The following is a 22,190-nucleotide window of genomic DNA, read 5'->3' as shown; positions in this document are numbered from 1 at the left end:
GTCAAAATCGTGGCCGACGAACTCCGGAACAGCGACCGACTCCCGAACGACGAGCGACTCGTGACGGGCTACTCCGGCAGACTCTTACTCGCCGTCTCGCTTGGCTGGGCGATGATCCAGACGGGGCGACTCGTGCTCTCGCCCATGCTCCCGACCGTGATGGACTCGCTCGACATCACGGAGTTCCAAGCGGGACTCGCGCTCACCCTGCTTTGGGGATTGTATGCGCTCGGCCAGTATCCCAGCGGGAGGCTTTCCGACCGCCTTTCGCGGAAGAGCCTGCTCGCCGCCGGACTTGCGCTGCTCGTCGTCGGATTCGCGGCGCTCGCCAGCGCGCCCACCTACTCGGCCTTCCTGCTCGGCGCGGCGATCGTCGGCACGGGCGCCGGTCTCTATCCGACCCCGGCCCGCGCGCTCCTCTCCGACCTGTTCGTCGCTCGTCGGGGACAAGCGTTCGGCCTGCACACCGCCTCGGGCGACTCGGGCGGCGCGGTCGCGGCGGGTCTCGCGGTCGGCGTCCTCGCGGTCGCCACGTGGCGAGTCGCGTTCCTCCCGGTTATCCTCGTCCTCGTGACGGTGCTCGTCCTGCTCCATCGCTGGAGCCGCGAGACGTACACCCGACCGGGATTCGACGCGAATGCGGGTCGAATCGTGCTCCGCGATCTGGGGGTAACCGCCCGCCGATTCGGAAACCGGCGGACTGTGGCCCTGATCGTCGCGTACTCGCTGTACGCCTTCGTCTGGCAGTCCGTCGCGGGCTTTCTGCCGACGTTCCTACAGACGGTGAAGGGATTTTCGCCCGCACTCGCGGGCGGTGGCTTCGCCGCGCTGTTTGTCGTCGGCGCGCTGGTGAAACCCCTCTCGGGGTCGCTCGGCGACCGCATCTCGCGGCCCGTCGTCGCCGCCGGGGCGCTCACGCTCGCCGCCACCACGCTCGCCGCCCTCCTGCTCGCCTCCGGCACGCTCGCCATCGCGGGAATCGTGGTCGTCTTCGCCGCCGGATTGATGGCCTACCCGCCGGTCATGCAGGCGTTTCTGATGGACGCGTTTCCGGACGGGAGTATGGGCGGCGACCTCGGCGCGACCCGAACCGTCTATATCGGTCTCGGGAGCCTCGGGCCGACCTACGTCGGCTTCGTCGCCGGGCGCGTCTCTTATGTCACGGCATTCGCGGGCTTGCTCGGCTGTCTGGTCGTCAGCGCCGCCGTCGTCGTCTGGCTCGCGCGAACGGAGTAATCGAACGGTGGTTTCGACGCCCGGTACTCGAACTGCGTATCGATGCTGGCGTCGTTTTCGCCGTCGACCGAGCCGGAACTCCCCTACAGATACAGCCCATCTCGGTCTCTACCGAGGGGTACGTCGAGGTCGATTACGGTAGCCGTACTCTCCACAGGCGCTTCGGTCGCGTTTCTGGTCGTTGGGTACTACTTCGTCCGGGCGCTGGTGTTCTCGGGCGGTGTCGACGCCCGCGCGAGTGGAATAACGCGTGGCTCGTCGGCGCGACCATCGTTGGCGCTGGTTCGGATTCGTTACTTTCGAAGCACGTCGGACGCCAGTTCCTCCGCCGGCGGTAGCGGGCCGAACTCGTCGAGCGCATCCCGAAGTGCGTCGGGGTCGTCGCGGCCGGGCAGCGGTTCCTTCGCGGTTCGGCACGGTTCGGTCACGCCGAGCACCGAGCAGACGTGATCCGCGACCGCCTGGGCCATCTGCCGGTAGGTGGTCAACTTTCCGCCGACGATGGTCGTCATTCCCGGACGGTCGTCGCGCGCTTCGTGGTCGAGAAGCGTGAAATCGCGGGTCAAAGCGCGTCCGTCTTCGAGGTCGGCGTCCGTCCCGCCGAACAGCGGTCTGACGCCCCAGTACGACCGGACGACCCTCGCCGTGGCGATGTCCGGAACCATCTCGCTCGCTACTTCGGCCATCAGGTCGGTCTCCCGCTCCGTTTTCGGATAGTCGTCGGGGTTCTCTATTTCCGCGCTCGTCGTCCCGAGAACCACCGTCTTCTCGTGCGGGACGACGATATCGCCATCCGACGCCGGGCGACAGCGATTGAGAACCGCGTCGAGCGACGGGAAATCGACGACGACCATGACCCCCTTCGACGGTCGCATCGGAATCTCGACCTCAGCCATCGCGCCGACCGCTTCGGCCCACGCGCCGGTCGCGTTGACGACGTGGTCGGCGCGAATCTCCTCGGTTCCTGACGCTCCTCGGTGTCGAACCTCCGCTCCGACCACGGCATCATCTTCGAGGAGCACGTCCACGACCTCCGCGTGCGTCTCGATGGTTCCCCCGCGTTCGCGGGCACCGACGGCGTTTGCGATGGTGAGCGGGAACGGATGGACGACCGCGTCCGGCACTCGAAACGCTCGCTCCGCATCCGAAGTTAGCTGCGGGCAGTCGTCCCGAACCGATTCGACGGTGACAGGTTCGACGTCGATACCGCAGTCGAGACAGCTCCGTCGCGCCCGTTCGAAGTACGATTCGTCGTCGTCCGACAGTCGGACGAGGTAGCCGCCCGTTTCGTCGACGCAGTGGCTCGCCATGTCGCGGATGATTCGGTTCTCCTCGATGCAGTCGGTCGCGCTCTCCGGGTCGGCGACCGCGTAACGAGCGCCGCTGTGCAGAAGCCCGTGCATGTTCCCCGTCGCGCCGTCCGCGAGGCGTCCGCGTTCGACGACGACCGTTTCGAGGCCGCGCAGTCCGAGGTCGCGCGCGACGCCGGTGCCGGTGATGCCACCGCCGATTATCAAAACGTCGGTTTTCCTCAACATATCTCCGTTTCAGGTCGGGCGTCGTTTTACGCTGTCGGGCGTTTCGACCGGTCGAAACGGTCACCGCGAGAGCAGAGAGAGCACGTCGTCCGTGTCGGCGGAGACGGGTTCCGGTTCGACCCCCCCCGCCGCCGCCGCGTCGGGGTCTTTCAGGAGGTGGCCCGTCGTCAGACAGACGACGCGCTCGTCCGCCGAAATCGCCCCCGATTCGCGGAGTTTTCGCAGGCCCGCGACGCTCGCCGCGCTGGCGGGTTCCACGCCGACGCCGTCCCGCGCCAGCGCGCGCTGCGCGTCGGTTATCTCCTCGTCGGAGACTGCGATGGCGGTTCCACCGGTCTCCCGAATCGCAGGGAGCGCTTTCGGCGCGTTGACCGGATAGCCGATTCGAATGGCGGTTGCGACGGTTTCGACCTCGTCCCAGCGCCGGACTTCGTCGGCATCCTCCTCGATGGCTTCGACCATCGGGGCCGCACCTTCGGCTTGCACCCCGGTCAGCGTCGGCACCTCCTCGGGGATGAGTTCCCCGGCGGCGACGAGTTCGCGGAACGCCTTGAACAGCGCGCTGGTGTTCCCGGCGTTACCCACCGGGAGGACGATTCTGTCGGGAAGATCGCCGGTCTGGTCGCGGAATCCTTCGATGATTTCGAGGCCGATGGTCTTCTGGCCCTCCAGTCGGAAGGGGTTCAGCGAGTTGAGCAGGTACGCCTCGCCGCGGTCGGCGAGTTCCGAGACGACGTCGAGACAGTCGTCGAAGTTACCGTCCACTTCGAGGATGCGCGCACCGTGGAGGCTGGCCTGCGCGACCTTCCCGGCGGCGACCTTTCCGGCGGGGAGGAGCACGAGCACCTCGCTTCCGGCGCGCGCGCCGTAGCACGCCAGCGCCGCGCTGGTATTGCCCGTGCTCGCGCAGGCGAGTCGGGAGACGCCGAGTTTCTGCGCGACCCGAACGCCGAGCGTCATCCCGCGGTCTTTGAAACTCCCGGTTGGATTCATCCCCTCGTGTTTGACCCGCAGGGCCGAGACGCCGACTTCGTCTTCGATTGTCGGTACCTCGTAGAGCGGCGTGTCCCCTTCCTCAATGCTCACGCCGGATTCGACCGGAAGCGCGTCGGCGTAGCGCCAGACGCCCCGATTCGGGTCGCTCTGGCCGAATGAGTCGAACGTCGGATGGTCGTCGTAGCGCACTTCGAGCAGTCCGTCGCAGTCGGGACAGCGATAACGGATTTCGTCGAACGGCGGGCCGGTCCACCCGCAGTCGATGCAGGCCAACCAGACGCCGTCGTCCGCGGCGTCCGGAACCGGTGCGGTCGGGTTCGAGAGCGTGAGGTTCATTGCGCGGGGGAATGGGTTCCGGAGAGAAAAAGGCGCGGGCGGTGGCAACGCTGACCAGAAGCCGACCGTGAGATTTCGGATTTTCGTCCGCGGTTTCTCGTCGAGAGAGCCTTCATCTTCCACTGGCTAGTAACTACCGCGCAAAAAACTGAGTGGTCGGTACCGGCCGCTCTCAGATGAGGTTCATGTAGTAGTTCCAGTCCCAGTACTGACCGGGGTCGGTGTGGTCGTTGTAGCCGCAGTCGGTCTCGGATAACTGATGGTGACCCATGATGCCGCTCTCCTCGCCGCAGGATGCGCCGCCGGAGACGCGACTTTTCGGGACGTTGTACTCGTTGCAGAGCCAGCGGACGAGTTCGGCGGAGCTTCGGTACTGCGCGTCCGGGAAGCCGCTGCTCATATAACCTCCGTGCTCGATGCCGATGGTGACGTCGTTGTACCACCCGACGCCGCCGGCGTGCCAGCCGATGTTGATGCCGCTTAAGCTCTGGTACTAGTAGCCGTCGTCCCGGATGGTGTAGTAGGCACTGACTTTGGCGTCGGGTCTTGGAACCAGTTGACCGTACTCTCCGCCGACCCTTGAGCGACGTGGATAACGATGGCGTCGATCTCCGCCGCGCCGCGGTTCGCGGCGGTGTAGTTACTGGAGTCAGCCAGCTCCCAATCGACGGCGGGTTTCGCCGCCGCCGTGCTACTCGAGAGAGCCGCCGCTCCTAATCCAGCTGTACCGGCCGCACCGATTCGCTTCAGTATATTGCGCCTTGTTGGCATTGTGAGTCTTATCATCCTCGATATATAATTTATTATTCTCTAGATTAATTAAATTATACGTCTACATCAAAATAATGATATCGCGTTCGCTGACTACCAATGAGTTTCAGATGGTACTTCCGAGAGCGACCACGGCGTTCGCCTACAGCGACAGGCAGAGTTCGTCGTCTTCGCGTTTGAACTGCGTTCCGAACGCCGACGATAACGCGTCCATCCGTTGCATGCTCCAGTTACTGGCGTAGTGTTCCGCCTCGTGGACGGCGAGGTCGTAGCTCTCCGTCGGCGCGAGCCGTAGTTCGGTCGGGTCGTTTCCTTCGACGCGAACCTCGAAGAGGAAACTTCGGTCGTTGTGGAGCGAGTCGTCCACCGCGTAATCGTCCACGAAATCGCCCGTGTCGTACAGCACGAGCGTTTCGTCGACCACCTCGACGCCCTGAAAGACGTGCGCGCTGTGGCCGTGGACGACGTTGACGCCCCGTTCGGCCAGCCAGCGGACGAACTCCCGAAACTCGACCGGGGGTTCGGTGCGCATGTTCGGCCCCCAGTGGAGCGACGCAACGAGCAGGTCCGGATCCGCCTCGCGGGCGCGAGCGAGCGCATCGCCGACGATTCGCGTCGCCTCGTCGTCGGTCACGTCGAACTGGACGTAGGCGGTTCCCGGTTCGTCCGGCCCGGCCGCGAACTCGGGCGTATTGTCGGTGAACGAGACGAGCGCCACGTCGAGGTCGCCGACCGAGACGAACGCCGGGGCGCGGGCCGCGTCGGCGTCGGCACCCGCCCCGGAGTGGGCGATTCCGGCGTCGTCGAGGTGGTCGATGGTGTCGCGGAGCGCGGTCGGCCCGTAGTCCAGGATGTGGTTGTTGGCGAGGTTCGCCCAATCGACGCCGACCGATACCAGCGCCGGAATCGCCCAGTCGGGATCGGCGCGGAAGTGGAACGGTCGGTAGGTGTCCGTCCACGGCGTCCCGCGAGCGGAGAGGCAACATTCGAGATTGATGAAGAGCCCGTCGAGGTTCCGGAGTCGGTCGTCGACGTTCCCCCAGACCGCGTCCGCGCTGCGCCGTCGCTGTCGCTCGTCCACCAGCCGACCGAGCATCACGTCTCCCGTAAAACCGAGTTTGGTCATCTTCCCCTCACCCCACCACAGTTAGGGTGACAGAGACAAAAGACTACTCGCCCTTTCCGCGGCCGGAGATAGCACGGTCTCCGGCCCTCTCGCCCACCGTCGGCCGGAGCGTTCAGGCGAGAAACGTCAGCAACGCTTTCTGCGTGTGAAGCCTGTTCTCGGCCTGACTCCACGAGAGCGACCGGTCGCTTTCGAGCACGTCGTTCGTGATCTCCTCGCCGCGGTGGGCGGGCAGACAGTGCATCACCGGCATCGAATCGGGGAGTAGCTCCGAATTTAGTTGGAACCCCTCGAAGTCGGCCAGTTTCGCCTCGCGCTCTTCCTCTTCGCCCATGCTGACCCAGACGTCGGTGTAAACCACGTCGGCGTCGGCGACCGCCTCGGTCGGATCGTGCGTCAGGGTCGGGATTGGACCCTGCGATTTCGCTCGCGTCAGCACGTCGTCCGACGGTTCGTACCCCTCCGGGATTGCAATCGTCAGATCGAGACCGACCATCGCGGCGGCAACGGCGAAAGAGTTCAGGACGTTGTTCCCATCGCCGACCCATCCGACGGACACGTCCTCGAATCCGCCGAAGTGCTCGTGGATGGTGAGCAGGTCGGCGAGCGACTGGCATGGGTGGGCCGTGTCGGAGAGTCCGTTGACGATGGGTATCGTCGCGTGCTCGGCCATCTCGACCAGACAGTCGTGGTCGAACACGCGTCCCATGACGAAATCCACGTAGCGCGAGAGCACGCGACCCGTGTCGGAGACCGGTTCGCCCCGTCCGAGTTGCGTGTCGTCCGGGCCTAGGAAGATGGCGTGGCCTCCGAGCTGCGTCATCCCTGTCTCGAACGAGACGCGGGTGCGCGTGCTCGGCTTCTCGAACAGCATGGCGAGCGTCCGCCCGGCCAGCGCGGCGGGCGATCCGTCCGATTTGAACTCCTCCGCGACCGCCAACACCTCGGCCAACTCGCCCGGCGATAGGTTGTCCGCGTCGAGGAAATGGCGCGTCATGCGTCCACCTCCAGCGACTCGTAGACGTCGGTGAGCACCGATATCGACCGGTCGAACTCGGCCAGTTCGATGCGTTCGTCGGGGGTGTGGTCGAACGACGAATCGCCCGGCCCGTAGGTCACGACCGGACAGTCCCACGCCTCGGCGTAGAGGTTCGCGTCGCTCGTCCCCGTCTTGCGGAGCAGGCGCGGGTCGCCGCCCTCGTTCCGAACCGCGACCCGGAACGCCCGTGCCAGTTCGGTTCGCGGACTCGCCATCGTCGGGGGGATGGGGTCGTTCCACGAGACCGACCCCGCGTCAAGTTCGGCCTCGGCCGCCTCGCGCACCTCGGCGGCCGAGGCCCCCGGCGGAACCCGGAGTTCGATATCGACCGCCGCCTCGGTGGCGAGTCCGTCCGCCGTGACGCCCCCAGTGAATTCGACCGGTTTCGCCGTCACCGACTCGACCGTCGACCCGTCGGAATCGAACGCCGATTCGACGCGCGACAGCCACCCGACGGCGTGCTGGATTGCGTTCGATTCCGGGCGGGACGTGTGCTGGGACTCGACCGTGACCGAGTAGGTGCCGGACTGGAAGCCGCGATAGCCGAGCGTCAGACCGTTCCAACCGCTCGGCTCGCCGTTCACGACGTAGTTCGGTTCCTCGCGGTCGGTCACGAGGTGGCGCGCGCCGCGCGAACCTTCCTCCTCGCCGACAACGCCGACGAAACTCGCGCCGGTTTCGACCGCCGCGACCGCCATCGCCGAAAGCGGCCCTTTCGCGTCCACGCTCCCGCGACCCCGGAGAACGCCGTCGTCCAGTTCGACCGGAATCTCCCCGGAGACGGTGTCGATATGGGACGTGAGCAGGACGCTGCTTCCGGGGGCGCGGACATTGCCGACCTCGTCTATCCGCACCTCCCTGTCCCGCGCTTCGAGGAACGCGGCGAGGCGCTCGGCGCAGTCGGCTTCGTTGCCCGACACCGAGGGCGTCTCGACCAACTCGACCAGTAAGTCGCGGGCGTCGGCCCGCGAGATGGTCGCGGTCGCGGTCATTCCTCTCCCCCCAGCACGTCAGAGAGCGCGGCGACGACGGTGTCGACGTGCTCCGTCTCGACGGTCAGCGGCGGTAACAGGCGCAGGACGCTCCGTCCCGCCGGGAGCGCGAGTATCTGATGCGAGAGCGCGAGTTCCTTCAGCAGGCGGTTCGCCCCGCGTTTCACTTCGACACCGACCAGCAGCCCCGTGCCGCGAATCTCGCGCACCGGGAGGTCGGCGGACGAGAGTTCGGACTGGAGGTACTCGCCCACCTTGGCGGCGTGTGCCGGGAGATTCTCGTCCACGACGAGCGAGAGGGTCGCCTCCGCCGCGGCGCTGACGACCGGACTTCCGCTGAACGTCGAACCGTGCGACTCCGCGCCCTCGGCTATCCAGTTGGCGCAGAGCGTCGTCCCGATGGGGAGGCCGCTCGCCAGCCCCTTCGCGGTCGTGAGCACGTCCGGCATGACGTCGGCGTGCTCGCACGCCCAGAGTTCGCCCGTCCGACCGAGTCCGGTCTGAATCTCGTCGAGCACCAGCGCGGCCCCGGCGTCCTCCGTCAGGTCGCGCGCCGCCCGGAGGTAGTTTGCGGTTGCGGGGTTGACGCCGCCCTCGCCCTGCACGGGTTCGAGGATGACGGCGGCGGTGTCGTCGTCCACCGCCTCGGCCAGTTCGTCCTCGTCGCCGTAAGTGACGAACTCCACGTCCCGCACGAGCGGTTCGTAGGGCCTGCGGAACTTGGATTTCCATGTCACCGAGAGCGACCCCATGGTGCGTCCGTGGAAGCCGCGCTTCGCGGCGACTATCTTCGAGTTTCCGGTTGCGCTCCGGGCGAACTTCAGCGCCGCCTCGTTCGCTTCGGTCCCCGAGTTGCAGAGCCAGACGTTTCCGAGGCCGCCGGGAGCCACCGCCGCCAGCTTCTCGTACAGCGCGTCGCGGGAGGGGGTCGGGTACGACCCCTGGACGAACAGCAGTTCCGCGGCCTGCTCCTGCACCGCCGAGACGACCTCGGGGTGGCAGTGGCCGACCGGAGCGACCGCGTAGCTCGCGCCGAAATCGAGGTACGCCGTCCCGTCGTCGGCATACAGGTACGGCCCCTCGCCGCGCTCGATGGTTATCGGCTTCTCGGAGTAGACGAACCCCGTCACGCCGACACCCCCACCGAACCGGGCGTGAAGTGTGTCCCGTGGCCGTTCCGCGCCGCAGTGATGGGGTCGCGGTTGTTCGCGTCCGCGACGACGACCGACGCCGCGCCGCCTTCGAGGGCTTCCGTGGCGGCCATGACCTTCTTCGTCATGAATCCCTCCGCGGCGCCCTTCGCGGTCGCCAACTCGTCGGGATTGTCGACCCGCTCTATGAGCGTCTCTTCGTCGTCGGGGTCTTCGAGGAGACCCGGCACGTCCGTCAGCACGACGAGCTCCGCGCCGAGCGCGCCGGCTATCGCAGCGGCGGCGCGGTCGGCGTCGGCGTTGACCGGCGTTCCGTCGTCGGCCAGCATCGGTACGGTCACAACCGGCGTGTAGCCGTCGCCGAGGAGGGTTTCGAGGAGCGAGGCGTTCACCTCCTCTATCTTGCCGGAGTGGTCGCCCCGACGAATCTTCCGCTTGCCGTCTTCGACCACCCTGACCGCGGATTTTCTGGGGCCGGTCAGGAGCGCGCCGTCGACGCCCGAGAGGCCGACCGCACGGATACCCTCCGCCTGCAAGTCGGCGGTCAGGTCGGTGTTGAGTTTGCCGGGCATGACCATTTCGAACACCTCCATCGCGCGCTCGTCGGTGAACCGTCCGACGACGCCGCTAGTCGATTCGACGTACTCGGGCTCCTCGCCCAGCGCTTCGAGCGTGTCGTCCACGGCGGTCGAACCGCCGTGGACGACCACCACGTCCTGCCCGTTGGCGGTTAGGTGGGCGATGTCGCCGAGCGCACCTTCGGGATTTACCGCGCGCGCGCCGCCGATCTTGACGACGACGGGGGCGGTTTCGTTTTCGATCGCGCCCCCGTCAGTGCGCAGTCCGTCGTCGGCGTCGTTGTCGGCGAGTTGGTCGTGCGCGGCGAGCAGTTCGTCCCGGGTGTATTGTTCGTTCATGGCGCTCCCACGGGGTGTAACCCCTGAAACTCCAGTCCGGCGTTTTCCTCGAACCCCAGTGCGACGTTCGCGGCGTGAACCGCCTGCCCCGCCGATCCCTTCATCAGGTTGTCGATGGCGCTGAAGACGACGACGCGCTTATTTCCGGGGTCGAGTTCGAAGCCGACCTCGGCGAAGTTCGTTCCGGCGACCGCCTTCGGTTCGGGGTAGCGGTAGACGCCGCCCCCGCCCGCGACGAGGCGGACGAACGGTTCGTCCTCGTAGCAGTTCCGGTAGGCCTTCCAGAGGTCGCCCTTCGAGACGGGCGAGTCTGGGAAGACGTGGCTCGTCGCGGAAGCCCCGCGAACCATATCCACCGCGTGGGCTGTGAAGGAGACGTCGGTTCCGAGGATGGCTTCTATCTCGGCCTCGTGGCGGTGACCGGTCGGCGCGTAGGGGCGGACGACGCCGGAGCGCTCGGCGTGGCTTCCCGCCTTGCTCGCGCTCGTGCCGCCCTCCGAGGAGCCGACCTTCACGTCCACGACTATCTGTTCGTTCCCGTCGAGGATTCCGGAATCGAAAAGGGGATAGAGGCCGAGGAGCGTCGCGGTCGCGTTACAGCCACCTGCCGCGACGAGTTCCGCACCGGGAAGTTCTTCGCGGAACAGTTCCGGCAGTGCGTACACCGCCTCGTCCAGATACTCCGGACAGGAGTGGCCGTCGTACCACTCGTCGTACTCCGCCTCGGAGTCGAGGCGGAAATCGGCACTCAGATCGACCACGCACTCGGCGGCCTCGCGGAACTCGTCGATGTGCTCCATCGACACGCCGTGGGGCGTCGCGGCGAACAGCACGTCCACCGATTCGAGGTCGCCGGGGTCGCTGAATCGCAGACCCGCCCCGCGGAGGTTGGGATGCACCGACCCGACCGTCTTGTTCTCGTACTCCCTGCTCGTCGCCTGCGCCACCTCGAAGTTGGGGTGGGCGGCGAGCAGGCGGATCAGTTCGCCGCCGGTGAAGCCGCTCGCTCCGACCACGGTGGCCGAGAGCGTTTCGGCGGTCGTCCCCGCCTCCGCGTCGGTCGTGGCGGCCATCAGACCACCACCTCCCTTGGAACTTTCGTTTCGAGCCAGTCGACGACTCTCGCGGCCACGTCCACGCCGACCGCGTCGTTCAGGGCTTTGAACTCGACGGTGTGGTTGACCTCGTGGACGGTGTAGCCCGATTCGGTCTCCATCAAGTCCACGCCGAGCAGGCCGCCGCCGACCGCGTCGCTGGCTCGTTCGACCAGCGTCTCGGCTTCGTCGTCCAGTTCGAACGCGGCCGTCTTCGCGCCCTTCGCGGCGTTCGTCAGCCAGTGGTCCGAGTGGCGTACCATCGCGGCGACGGGTTCGCCGTCGAGCGCCAGCACGCGCACGTCGCGCTCCGGCTTGTCTACGAACTCCTGCACGTAGAACACCTTGTGCTCGTAGTGGCCGAGCGTGGCTTTGTGCTCCAGCACGGCCTCCGCCGCGCTTCGGGAGTCGATTTTAGCCATGAGGCGTCCCCACGATCCGACGACGGGTTTGAGTACGCAGGGGTAGCCGAATGACTCGATAGCTTCGAGGGCGCTGTCGGTGGTGAACGCGACTTTCGTCTCGGGCGTGGGTACGCCCGCGCCCGAGAGCACGAGGCTCGTCTTCACCTTGTCCGCGCACACGTCCGCGGTCTGGGGGTCGTTGACGACGGGAATCCCGTACGCCTCGCAGAACCGCGTGGCGTACAGGCTTCGACTCGTCGCCAGACAGCGGTCGAGCACGAGGTCGAGCCCCGCGAAGGTGTCCGGCACGTCCGACAGGTCGAACGCCTGTTTCCGCACGTCTATCTTGGTCACTTCGTGCCCGCGGTCGCGTAGCTCGGCGAGCAGGAGCTTCTCATCCTTTCGGATTCGGGAGTAGAGGAGTCCAACGTGCAATTTACTCCCCCCAATCCTCTTCGAGCTCCGGCGCTCGCTCGAGGACTGGCGGGTTCACGTCGATGACTTCCAGTTCGACGCCGCAGGTGGGACAGTCGATTATCTCTCCGGTTTCCAGATCGTCGTGCAGGGTTACGTCGGCCCCGCACTCAACGCATTCTACCATCGTATTTCACCGTATCGCTCCATCGGACTTAAATCCATCGTATTTAACTATGAATAAAACCCGAATACCGTCGTCTAAGCGCGTGAGAAGGCGACCACCGCGAGTCGAAGTTCAGTAATCAAGTAGTACCCCACGAGGGGGTCGCGGTAGTTCAGGCATAGTCGTTCACCTCGTTTTGGAGCAGTTCTTCCGCGCTATCGAGCGATTCGAACAGCGCCGCGACCGACTCCTCGTCGACGGCGAGCGCCGCCTCCGCGTCGGACAAGCCTTCGACCATCGCGTCGGAGGACGGACCGCCGCGCGAATCACGCATCGCGACGCTCGTCCCCGGGTCGAGCGCCGATTCGACTTCCTCGCGGGACACGAACTCGGCTAAGGAGTCGCCGAGTATTTCGTGCGCGGCCGAGTCGAGGGCGTCGTAGTTCGCTTCGCCCGCTTTCGCAACCACCTCGTGCGCCGTCCGGAACGGAATCCCCGACATCGCCAGCAGGTCGGCCACGCCGGTCGCGGTCGAGAACCCCTCGCTCGACGCTTCTTCGAGGGCGCTTTCGTTCCACGTCGCGGTCGCCACCGCGCCCACCGCGACTTCGACCGCGTCCGTCACGGCGTCCGCGGCGTCCCACGCGTGGGGGGTCGCGCGCTGGAGGTCGCGGTTGTATGCCCGGGGCAGTCCCTTCAGCGTCGAGAGCAGGCCCGACAGTCCGGCGTGGGCGTCGCCCGCGACCGCGCGAACCAGTTCGAGGGTGTCGGGGTTCTTCTTCTGGGGCATGATGGACGAGGTGGAGGCGTAGTCGTCCGAGAGTTCCACGAAGCCCCGGTTCGAGTAGACGACGAGGTCTTCCGCCAACCCGGACGCCGTCGTTGCGAGATTCGCCAGCGCGGCGACCGTCTCCACGAGGAAGTCGCGGGTCGAGGCAGCGTCCATCGAGTTACCCAGCACCGCGTCGAACCCGAGCAGTTCCGCGACGCGCTTGCGGTCGATATCGAAGGGCGTCCCCGCGAACGCCGCCGCCCCGAGCGGACACCGATTTACGCGCCCGTAAGCGTCCAGCAGGCGGGCCGTGTCGCGCGCGACCGCCTGCTCGTAGGACGCGAGGAAGTGCCCGACCGTCGTGGGTTGGGCGGGCTGGAGATGGGTGTAGCCCGGCATCACCGTCTCGGCGTGGACGTCCGCGGCGTCGAGGAGCGTCGTCCTGAACGCGAGCGTCTCGTCGAGCGCCGTGAGGACGTCCTCGCGGAGGCGGTAGCGGATGCAGGTCGCCACCTCGTCGTTTCGGCTCCGGGCGGTGTGCATCCTCCCGCCATCGGGGCCGACCTGCTCGACCACCGCGGTCTCGATTGCGGCGTGTACGTCTTCGCCCGCGGGGAGCGAATCGTGTCCGTCGACCTCGACCACGTTCAGTGCGGTGAGTATCTCGCCCGCCGTCTCGTCGTCCACGATGCCCCGTTCCGCGAGCATCACGACGTGGGCGCGATCGACCGCGAGATCGGCCGTGAAGATGCGCTCGTCCGCTGCGAGCGACGAGAGGAACTCGCGAGCGGGGCCGCCGCTGAAGCGGTCGCCGCGAACCACGTCGCCGCCGCTACTGCTACCGTCTCCAACACCACCTTCGCCGAAACTATCCGCGTCAGTCATCGCTTGCGAGGCGTACTTGGAACCCATGGTACTTCGCCACACCCGTCGCGTCGGCTTGTTCGATGTCGCCGACGGTCTCGGTGTTGAATGAGGCGGCGTCCTCGGAGTAGACGGCGTTGTCGCTCTCGCGGCCGACCGGGCGGGCCTGCCCGCCTTCGAACTTGATAGTCACCGTACCCGTCACCTTCTCTTGCGTGGTGTCGATGAAGCCGTCGAGCGCGTCGACGAGCGGCGCGGAGAGCAGGCCTTCGTAGGCTTTCTCCGCCCATTGCTGGTCGATCCGGGTTTTGAACGAACGCTCCTCCTTCGTCAGTACCAGCTCTTCGAGGGATTGGTGGGCGTTGAGGAGGGTCGTCGCCGCCGGGTGTTCGTAGTTCTCGCGTACCTTCAGACCGAGCATGCGGTCTTCCATGAGGTCGGTGCGGCCGACGCCGTGTTCGCCCGCGAGCTCGTTCAGGTGTTCGATGAGTTCGACCGCTTCGTAGGATTCGCCGTCGACCGCGACCGGCGTTCCGGATTCGAACTCGATCTCGACGAATTCGGTTTCCGCGTCGGGTGAGGCCGTCCACTCGTAGATGTCCTCCGGCGGGACGTAGCCGGGATCTTCCAGATTGCCGCCCTCCACGGAGCGACTCCAGAGGTTCGTATCGATGCTCCAGACGCCTTCGTTGCCGCCCTGCACGGGTAGGTCGTGCTCGTCGGCGTATCCCATCTCCCACTCGCGGGTCAGACCGAGTTCGCGCACCGGGGCGACCACGTCGAGGTCGGAGGCGCGCCAGACCGCCTCGAAGCGCAGTTGGTCGTTGCCCTTTCCGGTACATCCGTGCGCGAGGGCGCCGCAGTCGTTCTCCGTCGCCACGTCGAGTATCGCTTCGGCGATGACTGGGCGCGCGAGCGCGGTTCCGAGCGGGTAGCCCTGATACGTCGCGTTCGCTTTCACCGCGTCGAGACACTGCTCGGCGAACGCGTCTTTGGCGTCTACCACGTAGTGTTCTAAATCGAGGGCGTCCGCCGTCTCTTCCGCTTCCGCGAACTCCGCTTCGGGTTGGCCCACGTCGACCGTGACGCCGATAACTTCGTCGTACCCGTACTCTTCTTCGAGGAGCGGGACGCAAACTGTCGTGTCGAGCCCGCCCGAGAAGGCGAGTGCAACCGTTTTCATGTACGCATCGCCACGGACTCCACACACTTAAATTCTTCTCAATAATATTAGAAATAAACTCGGAGAGTAGACTAAAGGCCAGTTAGTAACACGTGAGTGCCGCGTTGAACGAACGAAGAGTCGAGGGGGAATTGGGATTAGTGGGGCTAGAAAAGCCCCGGTCGTCGTCGCGGGCAGAAGGAGATGGACTCGCCGCTCGCCGTGGGGAGAACCCGGGTGGCGCGAGTCCGCGACATTACCGAATCTTTCCGGCGTAAGACGTATAAAAGCTTTCGGCGCGGCAAGGGTTGCCAACGATTCGCTTCTGCTGGCTAGAACTTATCGTCTGCCGACCGAAACTTTACGGAATGCGACGACTCCCCGCTCTTTTGTTCGCCCTCCTCGTCGTGTCCGCGGGCTGTGCGGATTATCTCTCGTGGCTGGAACAGTCACCGAACCCGAAGACGAATCCCCAGCCGACGCCGAATCCGCCGCCCGGCGCAAACACCGAGTGGATATTCGACGCGGAGCGACTGCTCTCCTCCCACGAATCCGCGCTCGCGGAAACAAATTACCGGAAGGAGGTTCGCATCGGACCGAATCACAGCACCGGCCCACTGGAGTGGGCGAACTCGACCCTCGTCGCATACGTCGGGGACGGTCGAGTTCGAATGCGCGGGCGAGGTGACATACCGGCGCTGCACGGAGTTGGTACCCCCTATCGGAGCTATCTGACGAACGATACCACGATGTTGCGCGTTCTACGGGACGACGACGAGTACTATTACGTCGCCGACTCGACGCATCCGTTTTGGGAACCCATCGAGAACGATACCCGGATGGAACGGGTGCTCACGAGTTCGGATTTCGTCTGAACGGAACGACGGTTCGAAACGGGACTACGCTGTATCGGTACAGAGCGGCAAGTCACACAGAACTGCCGGGGGTGAAGTCCCTCTCGGCGACCGCGTTCGTCGACGAACGAGGACTCGTCCACGAACTCTCCGGAACACTCCGCATAACCGATTCCCGGCCGACCACGGTCGATTTCTCGTATCGATTCTCCGAAACGGACTCCCCGCCGACGAAACCGGAGTGGACTCGCCGTGTTCCGCGGGTGAGCGTGATCCACGAATCCAGTACCATCGCCGTCGAAAACACCGGTAGTGCGGTCGTTTCGGCGGGCGCTAAGGGAATCGTGTTCGTCGCTAACGACTCGGTGAGCATCGCGGACAGGATCGAATTTTCGGAACTGCTCGAACCCGGCGATATTGCGTACCTCTCCCTCGCGGATATCGGCGACCAGACCGGAAACGGGTTGACCGATGGCGAAATCCGAATTAGCGAACGCCGTCCGCCGACGAACGAATCGATAGGGTCTCCGTTCGAGTGGAAGTGGATTAGTTTCGAGAGCGCCGACGGCGACCGGTCGGTGAGAATCGTCCGAGGATCGCGGAGTAGCGACGAAAGCTAAGCGTCACGCTCATACCCCTTCGGTCTCTCACAACGAACGGTGTACAGCCTCAACGTTCCCGTTCCGGGCGAGGTCGCCCGACTCGCCGAAGAGTTGCGACCATCGCTCCACCGGTTCGACACCGTGCGCAACCGGCGCACGCTCGTCGTCAAACGGTTCGGCAACCACGGCAACTACGACCGACTGGAGATGCGGGTTCGAACCGCGCTCGTCGGCGAACCGGCGTTCGAAGCGCGCATCTCCGGCCTCGACTACTTCGAACATCCCGCTCGTGGAGCAGGCCCCGTCGTCTACCTCGCCGTCGAGAGTCCCGGCTTGCGGGCACTCCACCGCGAACTGGTCGCTGAATTCGACCGCATCGAGGGGCTGGAAGGCGAGGACTACGTCCCGCACGTGACGCTGGCTCGCGGTGGGAGCCTCGACGTGGCCCGGCGACTCGCCGAGCGCGACGTCGACCCCGTCGCGTGGAACGTCACGCGACTGCAGCTCTGGGACGCGACCTACGAAGAACCCGCCGCGACGATCTCGCTCCCGGCTTGATACTTCTCACCGTTCTCAGGGCGTCGGCGGTTCGCCGTCCCACGCCCCCTCGTCGGTGAAGAAGTTCAGCATGGCGAACTTGAGCTTCTCCGGCACGATATCTATCATCTCCTCGCGCTCCTCCGGTGGGAACGTCTCTCGGACGCTGTACTTGCCCATCTCCCGGACGCTGTTCGCGGTGTAGCGTTTATCGAGGAGGACGCGAATCCCGAAATCCTCCGGCGAGCGAATCACGCGCCCGAGGGCCTGTCGCGTCTTCCGAATCGTCGGAATCTCGACGGCGTACTCCCAGCCCGAATCCCGCCCGGAGCGGTCGGCGAACACCCTGTCGTAGGCGTCCTGTACCGCATCCATCCGGTCGTCGAGATGGGGGTACGGGACGCCGACCACGACCACGGTTCGCGCGTCGTCGCCGTCGAAGCTCACGCCTTCCGCCAGCGTCCCCCAGAGCGAGGTGAAGAGGACGCCGTCGTCGTCTGCCGTGAACCGCTGGCGGAGTTCTTCCACGGGGGTTCCGGCCTCGTCGAAGTAGAGGTTCTCGTCGATTCGAGCGTCCACGAGGTCGCGGTAGCGCTCCGCCTCCGCGTAGCTCGGGAAGAAGACGAGCGTGTTTCCGGCGGTGAACCGGACGGTGTCGCTCAGCACACCCGCGATGGTCTCCTGCGTCTCGGGGTTGCCGCGCTCGCTGGCGAAGAGCGCGGGCGTCTCGACGGCGAAGGTGCGGCGGTTCTCCTCCGGGAACTGGAGTCCGTACGCCAGCGTCACCGGTTCGGTGAGACCGAGCACGTCCGACAACACGTCGAACGGACGGAGCGTCGCGCTCATCAACACGGTCGCGTACACTTCGTCGAAGAGGGCTTTCGTCACTTCCCGCGGGATGCAGGTGTAGAGTTCCGCGCGTCCGTACACCTCGTCCGTCCTGTCGTCGCGCCGAACCGCGACGACGGGATACTGGCCGAGTTCGGCCCCCTCGTCCATGTAGGATTTGACGAACTGCGCGGCCCGAAGCGTCTGACACTCCTTTCGCGTCGTCGCGGTGCCTTCCTTGTACGCTTCCTCGTACTGCTGGTCGAGTTCCTTGCCGAGCGCCAGCGCGTCGTCCAGTTCCGCGTCGATGCCCTTGCCCGTGTACTCCTGTAGGAAGTTGAGGGTGAGGTCGTCGCGCTTGTCGTCGTTCGCGATCGACACGTCGCGCCAGTTCTCGTTGACCTGCTCGCGCTCGCCGAAGCCGAACGAGTCCTCGTAGGTCGTCTTCAGCGCGCGCTGGAACGCGGCGAGCACGTTGTAGCCCGACTCGCTCCGGAAATCGTCGCTCTCCTGTAGCTCGTCCAGCGCGCTGTCGACGGTGTTCTCGGTCAACGTTCGGGAGGCGTGGTCGCGGGCCGTCCCCTCGATGTTGTGCGCCTCGTCGAAGATGGTGATGACGTCCTCCGGGTCGCGGCCCAACCACCGGAAGAACTGCTCGCGGATGGTCGGGTCGAGCAGGTGGTGGTAGTTGCAGACGACCAGATCGACGCCTTCCATGCCGTCTTTCAGCAGTTCGTAGCCGCACAGCGTGCGCTGGTCGGCGTACTCGTAGATGTCGTCTGGCGTGCGCACGTCGTCGTAGAGCCACTGATAGAACTCGCCAGTATCTTCCGTGAGATTGTTGTAGTAGTGTTCGCAGATGTTGGTCTCTCGGAGATTTTCGACCTCCTCCGCTATCTGCTCGAGTTCGTCCATGATGGCGCTTCGGGCGTCCGCGGCGTCAGAATCGCCCTCCTGCATCTCCTCCAGGAGTTCGCTCTGGCGCCGTTCGAGTTCCTGCTTGTCGCGCTCCGTATCGACGACCTCGTAGGTATTGTCCCGGAGCACCTGACACTCCTGATAATCCACGTCGATGTGGCACATCGACCCCTTCCCTCGGAAGACGACGGCGCGCAGGGGTTCCTTTCGGGTTATCTCGCGCGCTTCCGTGACGAACTGGCGCATCTGCTGGTGGACGTTGGTCGTTATGACCACCGTTTTGTCCTCCTCACGGGCGTACTCCAGCGCGGGCACGAGCGAGGAGAGGGTTTTACCCGTCCCGCAGGCACCTTCGAAGACCACGTCCTGCCCGCGCGACAGTCCGTTGTAGATGCGATCCATCGCCTCCTGCTGGTTGTCGTAGGGAGCGTCGTAGGGAAAGAACCGCATGTACTCGTTCGTTGTCGACACGATACGGGATATTCGCGTCTTAGTTCAAAAACCCTTGCCTACGTGAGAGATACGCCGACTGCCCTCGTCGCGTCGGTTCTCGCGGAGTCGTCTCGAGAGCGTCGAAACGAACGATTTGAAACACCCGCGCCCCGTAGCTCTCGCCGGAATGCCATCCGTTGAACACGACGGTGTCTCGCTCTACTACGAGGTGGACGGCCCGGCCGGTCACGACACGGTCGCCTTCGTCGGTGATGTGGGCTACGGCGCATGGCAGTGGGGCTGGCAACACGCCGCCGTCGCCGGGCCGTTCGAGTCGCTGGTGTGGGACAATCGAGGAACGGGGCGCTCGGACGCCCCAGACGGTTCGTACACGGTCGGAGAGATGGCCGGCGATTTGAACGCGGTGCTGTCCGACCACGGCGCGAGGAAAGCTCACCTCGTCGGCGCGGGACTGGGCGGGATGATCGCGCTTCGGTACGCCATCAAGCACTCGCGGGCGAAGACGTTGACCCTCGTCGGCACGTCCCCTGGCGGGTCGCGGTTCGGGACGTCCCCCGACGTGCGCGACCGACTGCTCGCCGAGAAAACTCCCGAGGCGCTCCGCAAGTCGCTTCGTCCGGTCGTGAGCCGCGAGATGTTCGAGGCCGGATTGGAGGAGGTCGTGGAGTGGCGACTCGCGGACGACGCGGCGCTGCCCGCTCAGCGAGCACAGTTCGCGGCGGTCGATTCCTTCGACGTGAGCGACCGATTGTACGAGATTACGACGCCGACGCTGGTCCTTCACGGCACCGCAGACCGCGTGTTTCCGGTCGAAGGTGGCCGGGCGCTGGCCGAGGGGTTACCTCGCGCCGACCTGCGGGAGTTCGAGGATGCTCCGCACCTCGTCCACGTCGAGCGGTCGAAGGAGGTCAACGACGAACTGCTCGCGTTCCTCGAAGCGCACGCGGACGAACGCAGCTAAGATACTCGTAACTCGCCGATGAGAGTTGGGGGTAGAAGCGTTCCGCGGCGTACCGCCGATTCGTCGATCACTCGCCTCGACACTGCGGACAGACGCCGTTTTCGATGTAGACGCTCAAGACCGACTCGCCGCACCGTTCACACTCCCCTAACGCTTGTTCATCCTCCGGCGCTTGTTCGCCCTCCACTACTCGTTCGCGCTCGTCTTCGTCTTTGGTGGCCATCGTGGGGAATCGTCTAACATCAAACGTCGCCTTGCTTATCAATGTATCTTATATAGGATGATAGCACCGAACCGGATTACGGAGTCGCTGACGATTCCGAAACCCTTCGCCGAGTGCAGAACTGCTAACACCGTGCACGTTCCAGCAGAAGGTATGTCGCTGCTACTGGCGCGATACGCCGACCTCTGGAGTGACCGAACGGCGATCGTGGACGGCGAGGAGACCGTCTCGTACGCCGAACTCGCCCGGCGGGTCGAGTCCGCGGCGGGGCGACTCGCGGCGCTCGGCGTCGAGTCCGGAGACCGAGTGGTCATAGTCTCTCGAAACCGCGTCGAAGTGCTCGTGTTGCTGTTCGCCACCCGGCAGGTCGGCGGCGTGTTCGCACCCGTCTCGCACCGGCTGACGCCCGCGACTATCTCGCGTCCGGTGGAGCGAATTGACCCCGAACTGGTGGTGCACGAATCAGCGCAACGAGACCTCGTGCGGCCCTTCGAGGACACCAACTCGTTCGAGGAGTTCGAGCACGTCGACCCCGACGACTACGAGCCGGTCGAACCGGAGCGAGGCGACGATAGCCTCCTCTTTCACATCGAGGGCGGTGCGGAAGTTGTTCGCCTGTCCGGCCGGGCCGTCGAACGGAACTGCATCGCTGCCGTCTCGGGCTGGGGACTCGGGAGGGACGACCGCGCTCTAGCCCCCCTCCCGCTGTCGCTTCCCGACTGCCTGCTTCGGTTCGTCCTCCCGCTGCTCACCGTCGGCGGGAGCGTCGTCCTCCGGCGCGCGTTCGACCCTGAGAGCGCGCTAGCCGCCATCGAGCGCCACGGGGTGACTTGCTTCGACGCCGGGCCGACTGAGTTCCGCGAACTGGCCGACGCGGACGCCGACGCGGAGCTCTCGTCGCTCGACTGGCTGGCGACGCGCGCCCGCGTGCCGCCGGACGTGCGCGAGGCGTTCCCGATTCCGATCGTTCGTGCGTACGGTCGCCCGGAGACCGGCCCGAACGTCCTTCGCGGGACGCCGAGCGACGAGCGCGTCGGCAGACCGCTCCCCGACTGTGACGTTCGGGTCGAAGGCGAGACGGGCGAACTCTCCGTTCGAAGCCCGGCCGCCGCGAGCGGCTACCTCGGCGGCGAGGAGTTCGGCGAGTGGATTCCGACCGGCGACCTGTTTCGCCAGTCGGACGGGGGCTACGTCTTCGTCGGGCGGTCAGACGAACCGTTCGAGAGCGCGGGGGAGCGAGTTCACCCACAGGCGATAGAAACCGTCCTCGAGTCGCACTCCGGGGTTCAGGCGGCGGGCGTCATCGAAACCGCCTCGGAGACCGGAGGAACCGCGCCGAAGGCGGTGATCGTCGGCGACGTCGCGCCCGGCGAACTCCGAGAGTTCGCGGAGGAGCGACTCGCGCCCCACGAGGTGCCGCGCGCGGTCGAACTGGTCGCCTCGCTTCCCCGACGCGCGACCGGCGAACTCGACCGAGGCGAACTACGCAAGCGATTCGGCGGGTAGCGAGCGGCGAGCGGTTCGACGACGGCCATCCGAAAAACCGGCCGTCGGGCGAGGAAAGCATTTATTGGACGTGGAAAATGTAGGGCTATACGACGATTCTCGGACGCGAAGGGAACCATTTCGGTCGCGCTCGGTGTCCTGCTACTCCTCAGTCCGCTGTACGTCGGTGCACTCCACCTCGGCGAACCGACGTATCGGTACGAGCGAGTCAGCATCGAATTCACCGACGACGGGTATCGAACCGACGAACGGTACGCGTTCGCCGGGGCGGGAACTACTACGTCGTCAGACTCGCGGAGAGAGACGACGCTCCTGATGGCGAGTGGATTC

The 22,190-nt window shown here is 65.5% G+C and carries 22 protein-coding genes; 6 read left to right on the top strand and 16 right to left on the bottom strand.

The genetic code is table 11. The features are described 5' to 3' along the window. Positions 1 to 9 precede the first annotated feature (9 nt). Complete coding sequence (locus LIW51_RS14750; RefSeq protein WP_227374859.1) at positions 10 to 1,236, top strand: MFS transporter; 1,227 nt, start codon at positions 10 to 12, stop codon at positions 1,234 to 1,236. A gap of 293 nt (positions 1,237 to 1,529) precedes the next feature. On the opposite strand, the gene LIW51_RS14745 is transcribed toward LIW51_RS14750, so the two are convergent. The 14 genes from LIW51_RS14745 to LIW51_RS14680 all read right to left on the bottom strand — a co-directional run bounded on the left by LIW51_RS14745 (position 1,530) and on the right by LIW51_RS14680 (position 14,999). Further along, positions 1,530 to 2,774 carry an FAD-dependent oxidoreductase gene (locus LIW51_RS14745; protein WP_227374858.1) on the bottom strand — a complete coding sequence of 415 codons (1,245 nt, stop codon included), beginning with the start codon at positions 2,772 to 2,774 and terminating at the stop codon, positions 1,530 to 1,532. 60 nt (positions 2,775 to 2,834) lie between these two features. After that, a complete protein-coding gene (gene thrC / locus LIW51_RS14740) occupies positions 2,835 to 4,106 on the bottom strand; it encodes a threonine synthase (RefSeq protein WP_227374857.1) in 1,272 nt (423 codons plus the stop codon). A gap of 172 nt (positions 4,107 to 4,278) precedes the next feature. Beyond that, positions 4,279 to 4,524, bottom strand: a complete 246-nt coding sequence (locus LIW51_RS14735) for a peptidoglycan recognition protein family protein (protein ID WP_255767476.1) — start codon at positions 4,522 to 4,524, stop codon at positions 4,279 to 4,281. Between the two features lie 62 nt (positions 4,525 to 4,586). Next, positions 4,587 to 4,877, bottom strand: coding sequence for a hypothetical protein (locus LIW51_RS14730; protein WP_227374856.1), 291 nt, complete (start codon positions 4,875 to 4,877; stop codon positions 4,587 to 4,589). Positions 4,878 to 5,019: 142 nt separating this feature from the next. After that, positions 5,020 to 6,003 carry a CapA family protein gene (locus LIW51_RS14725; RefSeq protein ID WP_227374855.1) on the bottom strand — a complete coding sequence of 328 codons (984 nt, stop codon included), beginning with the start codon at positions 6,001 to 6,003 and terminating at the stop codon, positions 5,020 to 5,022. A gap of 112 nt (positions 6,004 to 6,115) precedes the next feature. Beyond that, a complete protein-coding gene (gene argF / locus LIW51_RS14720; RefSeq protein WP_227374854.1) occupies positions 6,116 to 7,000 on the bottom strand; it encodes an ornithine carbamoyltransferase in 885 nt (294 codons plus the stop codon). Next, positions 6,997 to 8,034, bottom strand: coding sequence for a [LysW]-lysine hydrolase (locus tag LIW51_RS14715; RefSeq protein ID WP_227374853.1), 1,038 nt, complete (start codon positions 8,032 to 8,034; stop codon positions 6,997 to 6,999). Before LIW51_RS14715 ends, argF begins: the two co-directional genes overlap by 4 nt. After that, positions 8,031 to 9,164, bottom strand: a complete 1,134-nt coding sequence (locus LIW51_RS14710) for an aspartate aminotransferase family protein (RefSeq protein ID WP_227374852.1) — start codon at positions 9,162 to 9,164, stop codon at positions 8,031 to 8,033. Before LIW51_RS14710 ends, LIW51_RS14715 begins: the two co-directional genes overlap by 4 nt. Beyond that, positions 9,161 to 10,102, bottom strand: coding sequence for an acetylglutamate/acetylaminoadipate kinase (locus LIW51_RS14705; RefSeq protein WP_227374851.1), 942 nt, complete (start codon positions 10,100 to 10,102; stop codon positions 9,161 to 9,163). Before LIW51_RS14705 ends, LIW51_RS14710 begins: the two co-directional genes overlap by 4 nt. Further along, complete coding sequence (argC, locus tag LIW51_RS14700; protein WP_227374850.1) at positions 10,099 to 11,175, bottom strand: N-acetyl-gamma-glutamyl-phosphate reductase; 1,077 nt, start codon at positions 11,173 to 11,175, stop codon at positions 10,099 to 10,101. Before argC ends, LIW51_RS14705 begins: the two co-directional genes overlap by 4 nt. Continuing rightward, a complete protein-coding gene (gene lysX, locus LIW51_RS14695) occupies positions 11,175 to 12,035 on the bottom strand; it encodes a lysine biosynthesis protein LysX (RefSeq protein WP_227374849.1) in 861 nt (286 codons plus the stop codon). Before lysX ends, argC begins: the two co-directional genes overlap by 1 nt. Position 12,036: 1 nt before the next feature. Continuing rightward, positions 12,037 to 12,201, bottom strand: a complete 165-nt coding sequence (lysW, locus tag LIW51_RS14690; RefSeq protein WP_227374848.1) for a lysine biosynthesis protein LysW — start codon at positions 12,199 to 12,201, stop codon at positions 12,037 to 12,039. Between the two features lie 151 nt (positions 12,202 to 12,352). Further along, positions 12,353 to 13,837 carry an argininosuccinate lyase gene (gene argH / locus LIW51_RS14685; RefSeq protein ID WP_227376816.1) on the bottom strand — a complete coding sequence of 495 codons (1,485 nt, stop codon included), beginning with the start codon at positions 13,835 to 13,837 and terminating at the stop codon, positions 12,353 to 12,355. Continuing rightward, complete coding sequence (locus LIW51_RS14680; RefSeq protein WP_227374847.1) at positions 13,830 to 14,999, bottom strand: argininosuccinate synthase; 1,170 nt, start codon at positions 14,997 to 14,999, stop codon at positions 13,830 to 13,832. Before LIW51_RS14680 ends, argH begins: the two co-directional genes overlap by 8 nt. Before the next feature lie 347 nt (positions 15,000 to 15,346). On the opposite strand from LIW51_RS14680, the gene LIW51_RS14675 reads away from it, so the two are divergent. From LIW51_RS14675 to LIW51_RS14665, 3 genes are read left to right on the top strand one after another with little or no spacing between them, the layout of a single operon-like run. Then, positions 15,347 to 15,853 carry a hypothetical protein gene (locus LIW51_RS14675; protein WP_227374846.1) on the top strand — a complete coding sequence of 169 codons (507 nt, stop codon included), beginning with the start codon at positions 15,347 to 15,349 and terminating at the stop codon, positions 15,851 to 15,853. Further along, positions 15,790 to 16,452, top strand: coding sequence for a hypothetical protein (locus LIW51_RS14670; protein WP_227374845.1), 663 nt, complete (start codon positions 15,790 to 15,792; stop codon positions 16,450 to 16,452). Before LIW51_RS14675 ends, LIW51_RS14670 begins: the two co-directional genes overlap by 64 nt. 39 nt (positions 16,453 to 16,491) lie before the next feature. Then, on the top strand, positions 16,492 to 16,992 hold the full coding sequence (locus LIW51_RS14665; protein ID WP_227374844.1) for a 2'-5' RNA ligase family protein: 501 nt from the start codon (positions 16,492 to 16,494) through the stop codon (positions 16,990 to 16,992). Positions 16,993 to 17,007: 15 nt separating this feature from the next. Here the strand turns inward: LIW51_RS14665 and LIW51_RS14660 are convergent, their stop codons facing one another. Continuing rightward, complete coding sequence (locus LIW51_RS14660; protein WP_368411741.1) at positions 17,008 to 19,188, bottom strand: ATP-dependent DNA helicase; 2,181 nt, start codon at positions 19,186 to 19,188, stop codon at positions 17,008 to 17,010. 148 nt (positions 19,189 to 19,336) lie between these two features. Between LIW51_RS14660 and LIW51_RS14655 the strand changes: the two genes are divergently transcribed. Further along, positions 19,337 to 20,131: an alpha/beta fold hydrolase gene (locus LIW51_RS14655; RefSeq protein ID WP_227374843.1), complete on the top strand. Its 795-nt coding sequence runs from the start codon at positions 19,337 to 19,339 to the stop codon at positions 20,129 to 20,131. Between the two features lie 67 nt (positions 20,132 to 20,198). On the opposite strand, the gene LIW51_RS14650 is transcribed toward LIW51_RS14655, so the two are convergent. After that, the gene (locus tag LIW51_RS14650) at positions 20,199 to 20,354 is read right to left on the bottom strand and encodes a hypothetical protein (protein WP_227374842.1); all 156 of its coding nucleotides are present in this window, start codon (positions 20,352 to 20,354) and stop codon (positions 20,199 to 20,201) included. Positions 20,355 to 20,507: 153 nt separating this feature from the next. Between LIW51_RS14650 and LIW51_RS14645 the strand changes: the two genes are divergently transcribed. After that, on the top strand, positions 20,508 to 21,860 hold the full coding sequence (locus tag LIW51_RS14645) for a class I adenylate-forming enzyme family protein (protein WP_227374841.1): 1,353 nt from the start codon (positions 20,508 to 20,510) through the stop codon (positions 21,858 to 21,860). Positions 21,861 to 22,190 lie beyond the last annotated feature (330 nt).

Origin of the sequence: Haladaptatus halobius (genome assembly GCF_020618475.1) — an archaeon.
GTDB lineage: Archaea > Halobacteriota > Halobacteria > Halobacteriales > Haladaptataceae > Haladaptatus > Haladaptatus halobius.
The sequence above is the reverse complement of the archived record's forward strand: the minus strand, read 5'-3'. Positions and strand labels throughout refer to the sequence as shown.

Coding starts and splice junctions, on each gene's coding strand:
- argH (WP_227376816.1), bottom strand. CDS start 13,837: ATGACTGACGCGGATAGTTTCGGCGAAGGTGGTGTTGGAGACGGTAGC.
- LIW51_RS14725 (WP_227374855.1), bottom strand. CDS start 6,003: ATGACCAAACTCGGTTTTACGGGAGACGTGATGCTCGGTCGGCTGGTG.
- LIW51_RS14645 (WP_227374841.1), top strand. CDS start 20,508: ATGTCGCTGCTACTGGCGCGATACGCCGACCTCTGGAGTGACCGAACG.
- LIW51_RS14745 (WP_227374858.1), bottom strand. CDS start 2,774: ATGTTGAGGAAAACCGACGTTTTGATAATCGGCGGTGGCATCACCGGC.
- argF (WP_227374854.1), bottom strand. CDS start 7,000: ATGACGCGCCATTTCCTCGACGCGGACAACCTATCGCCGGGCGAGTTG.
- thrC (WP_227374857.1), bottom strand. CDS start 4,106: ATGAACCTCACGCTCTCGAACCCGACCGCACCGGTTCCGGACGCCGCG.
- LIW51_RS14705 (WP_227374851.1), bottom strand. CDS start 10,102: ATGAACGAACAATACACCCGGGACGAACTGCTCGCCGCGCACGACCAA.
- LIW51_RS14715 (WP_227374853.1), bottom strand. CDS start 8,034: ATGACCGCGACCGCGACCATCTCGCGGGCCGACGCCCGCGACTTACTG.
- LIW51_RS14650 (WP_227374842.1), bottom strand. CDS start 20,354: ATGGCCACCAAAGACGAAGACGAGCGCGAACGAGTAGTGGAGGGCGAA.
- argC (WP_227374850.1), bottom strand. CDS start 11,175: ATGGCCGCCACGACCGACGCGGAGGCGGGGACGACCGCCGAAACGCTC.
- LIW51_RS14655 (WP_227374843.1), top strand. CDS start 19,337: ATGCCATCCGTTGAACACGACGGTGTCTCGCTCTACTACGAGGTGGAC.
- LIW51_RS14680 (WP_227374847.1), bottom strand. CDS start 14,999: ATGAAAACGGTTGCACTCGCCTTCTCGGGCGGGCTCGACACGACAGTT.
- LIW51_RS14730 (WP_227374856.1), bottom strand. CDS start 4,877: ATGCCAACAAGGCGCAATATACTGAAGCGAATCGGTGCGGCCGGTACA.
- LIW51_RS14675 (WP_227374846.1), top strand. CDS start 15,347: ATGCGACGACTCCCCGCTCTTTTGTTCGCCCTCCTCGTCGTGTCCGCG.
- lysW (WP_227374848.1), bottom strand. CDS start 12,201: ATGGTAGAATGCGTTGAGTGCGGGGCCGACGTAACCCTGCACGACGAT.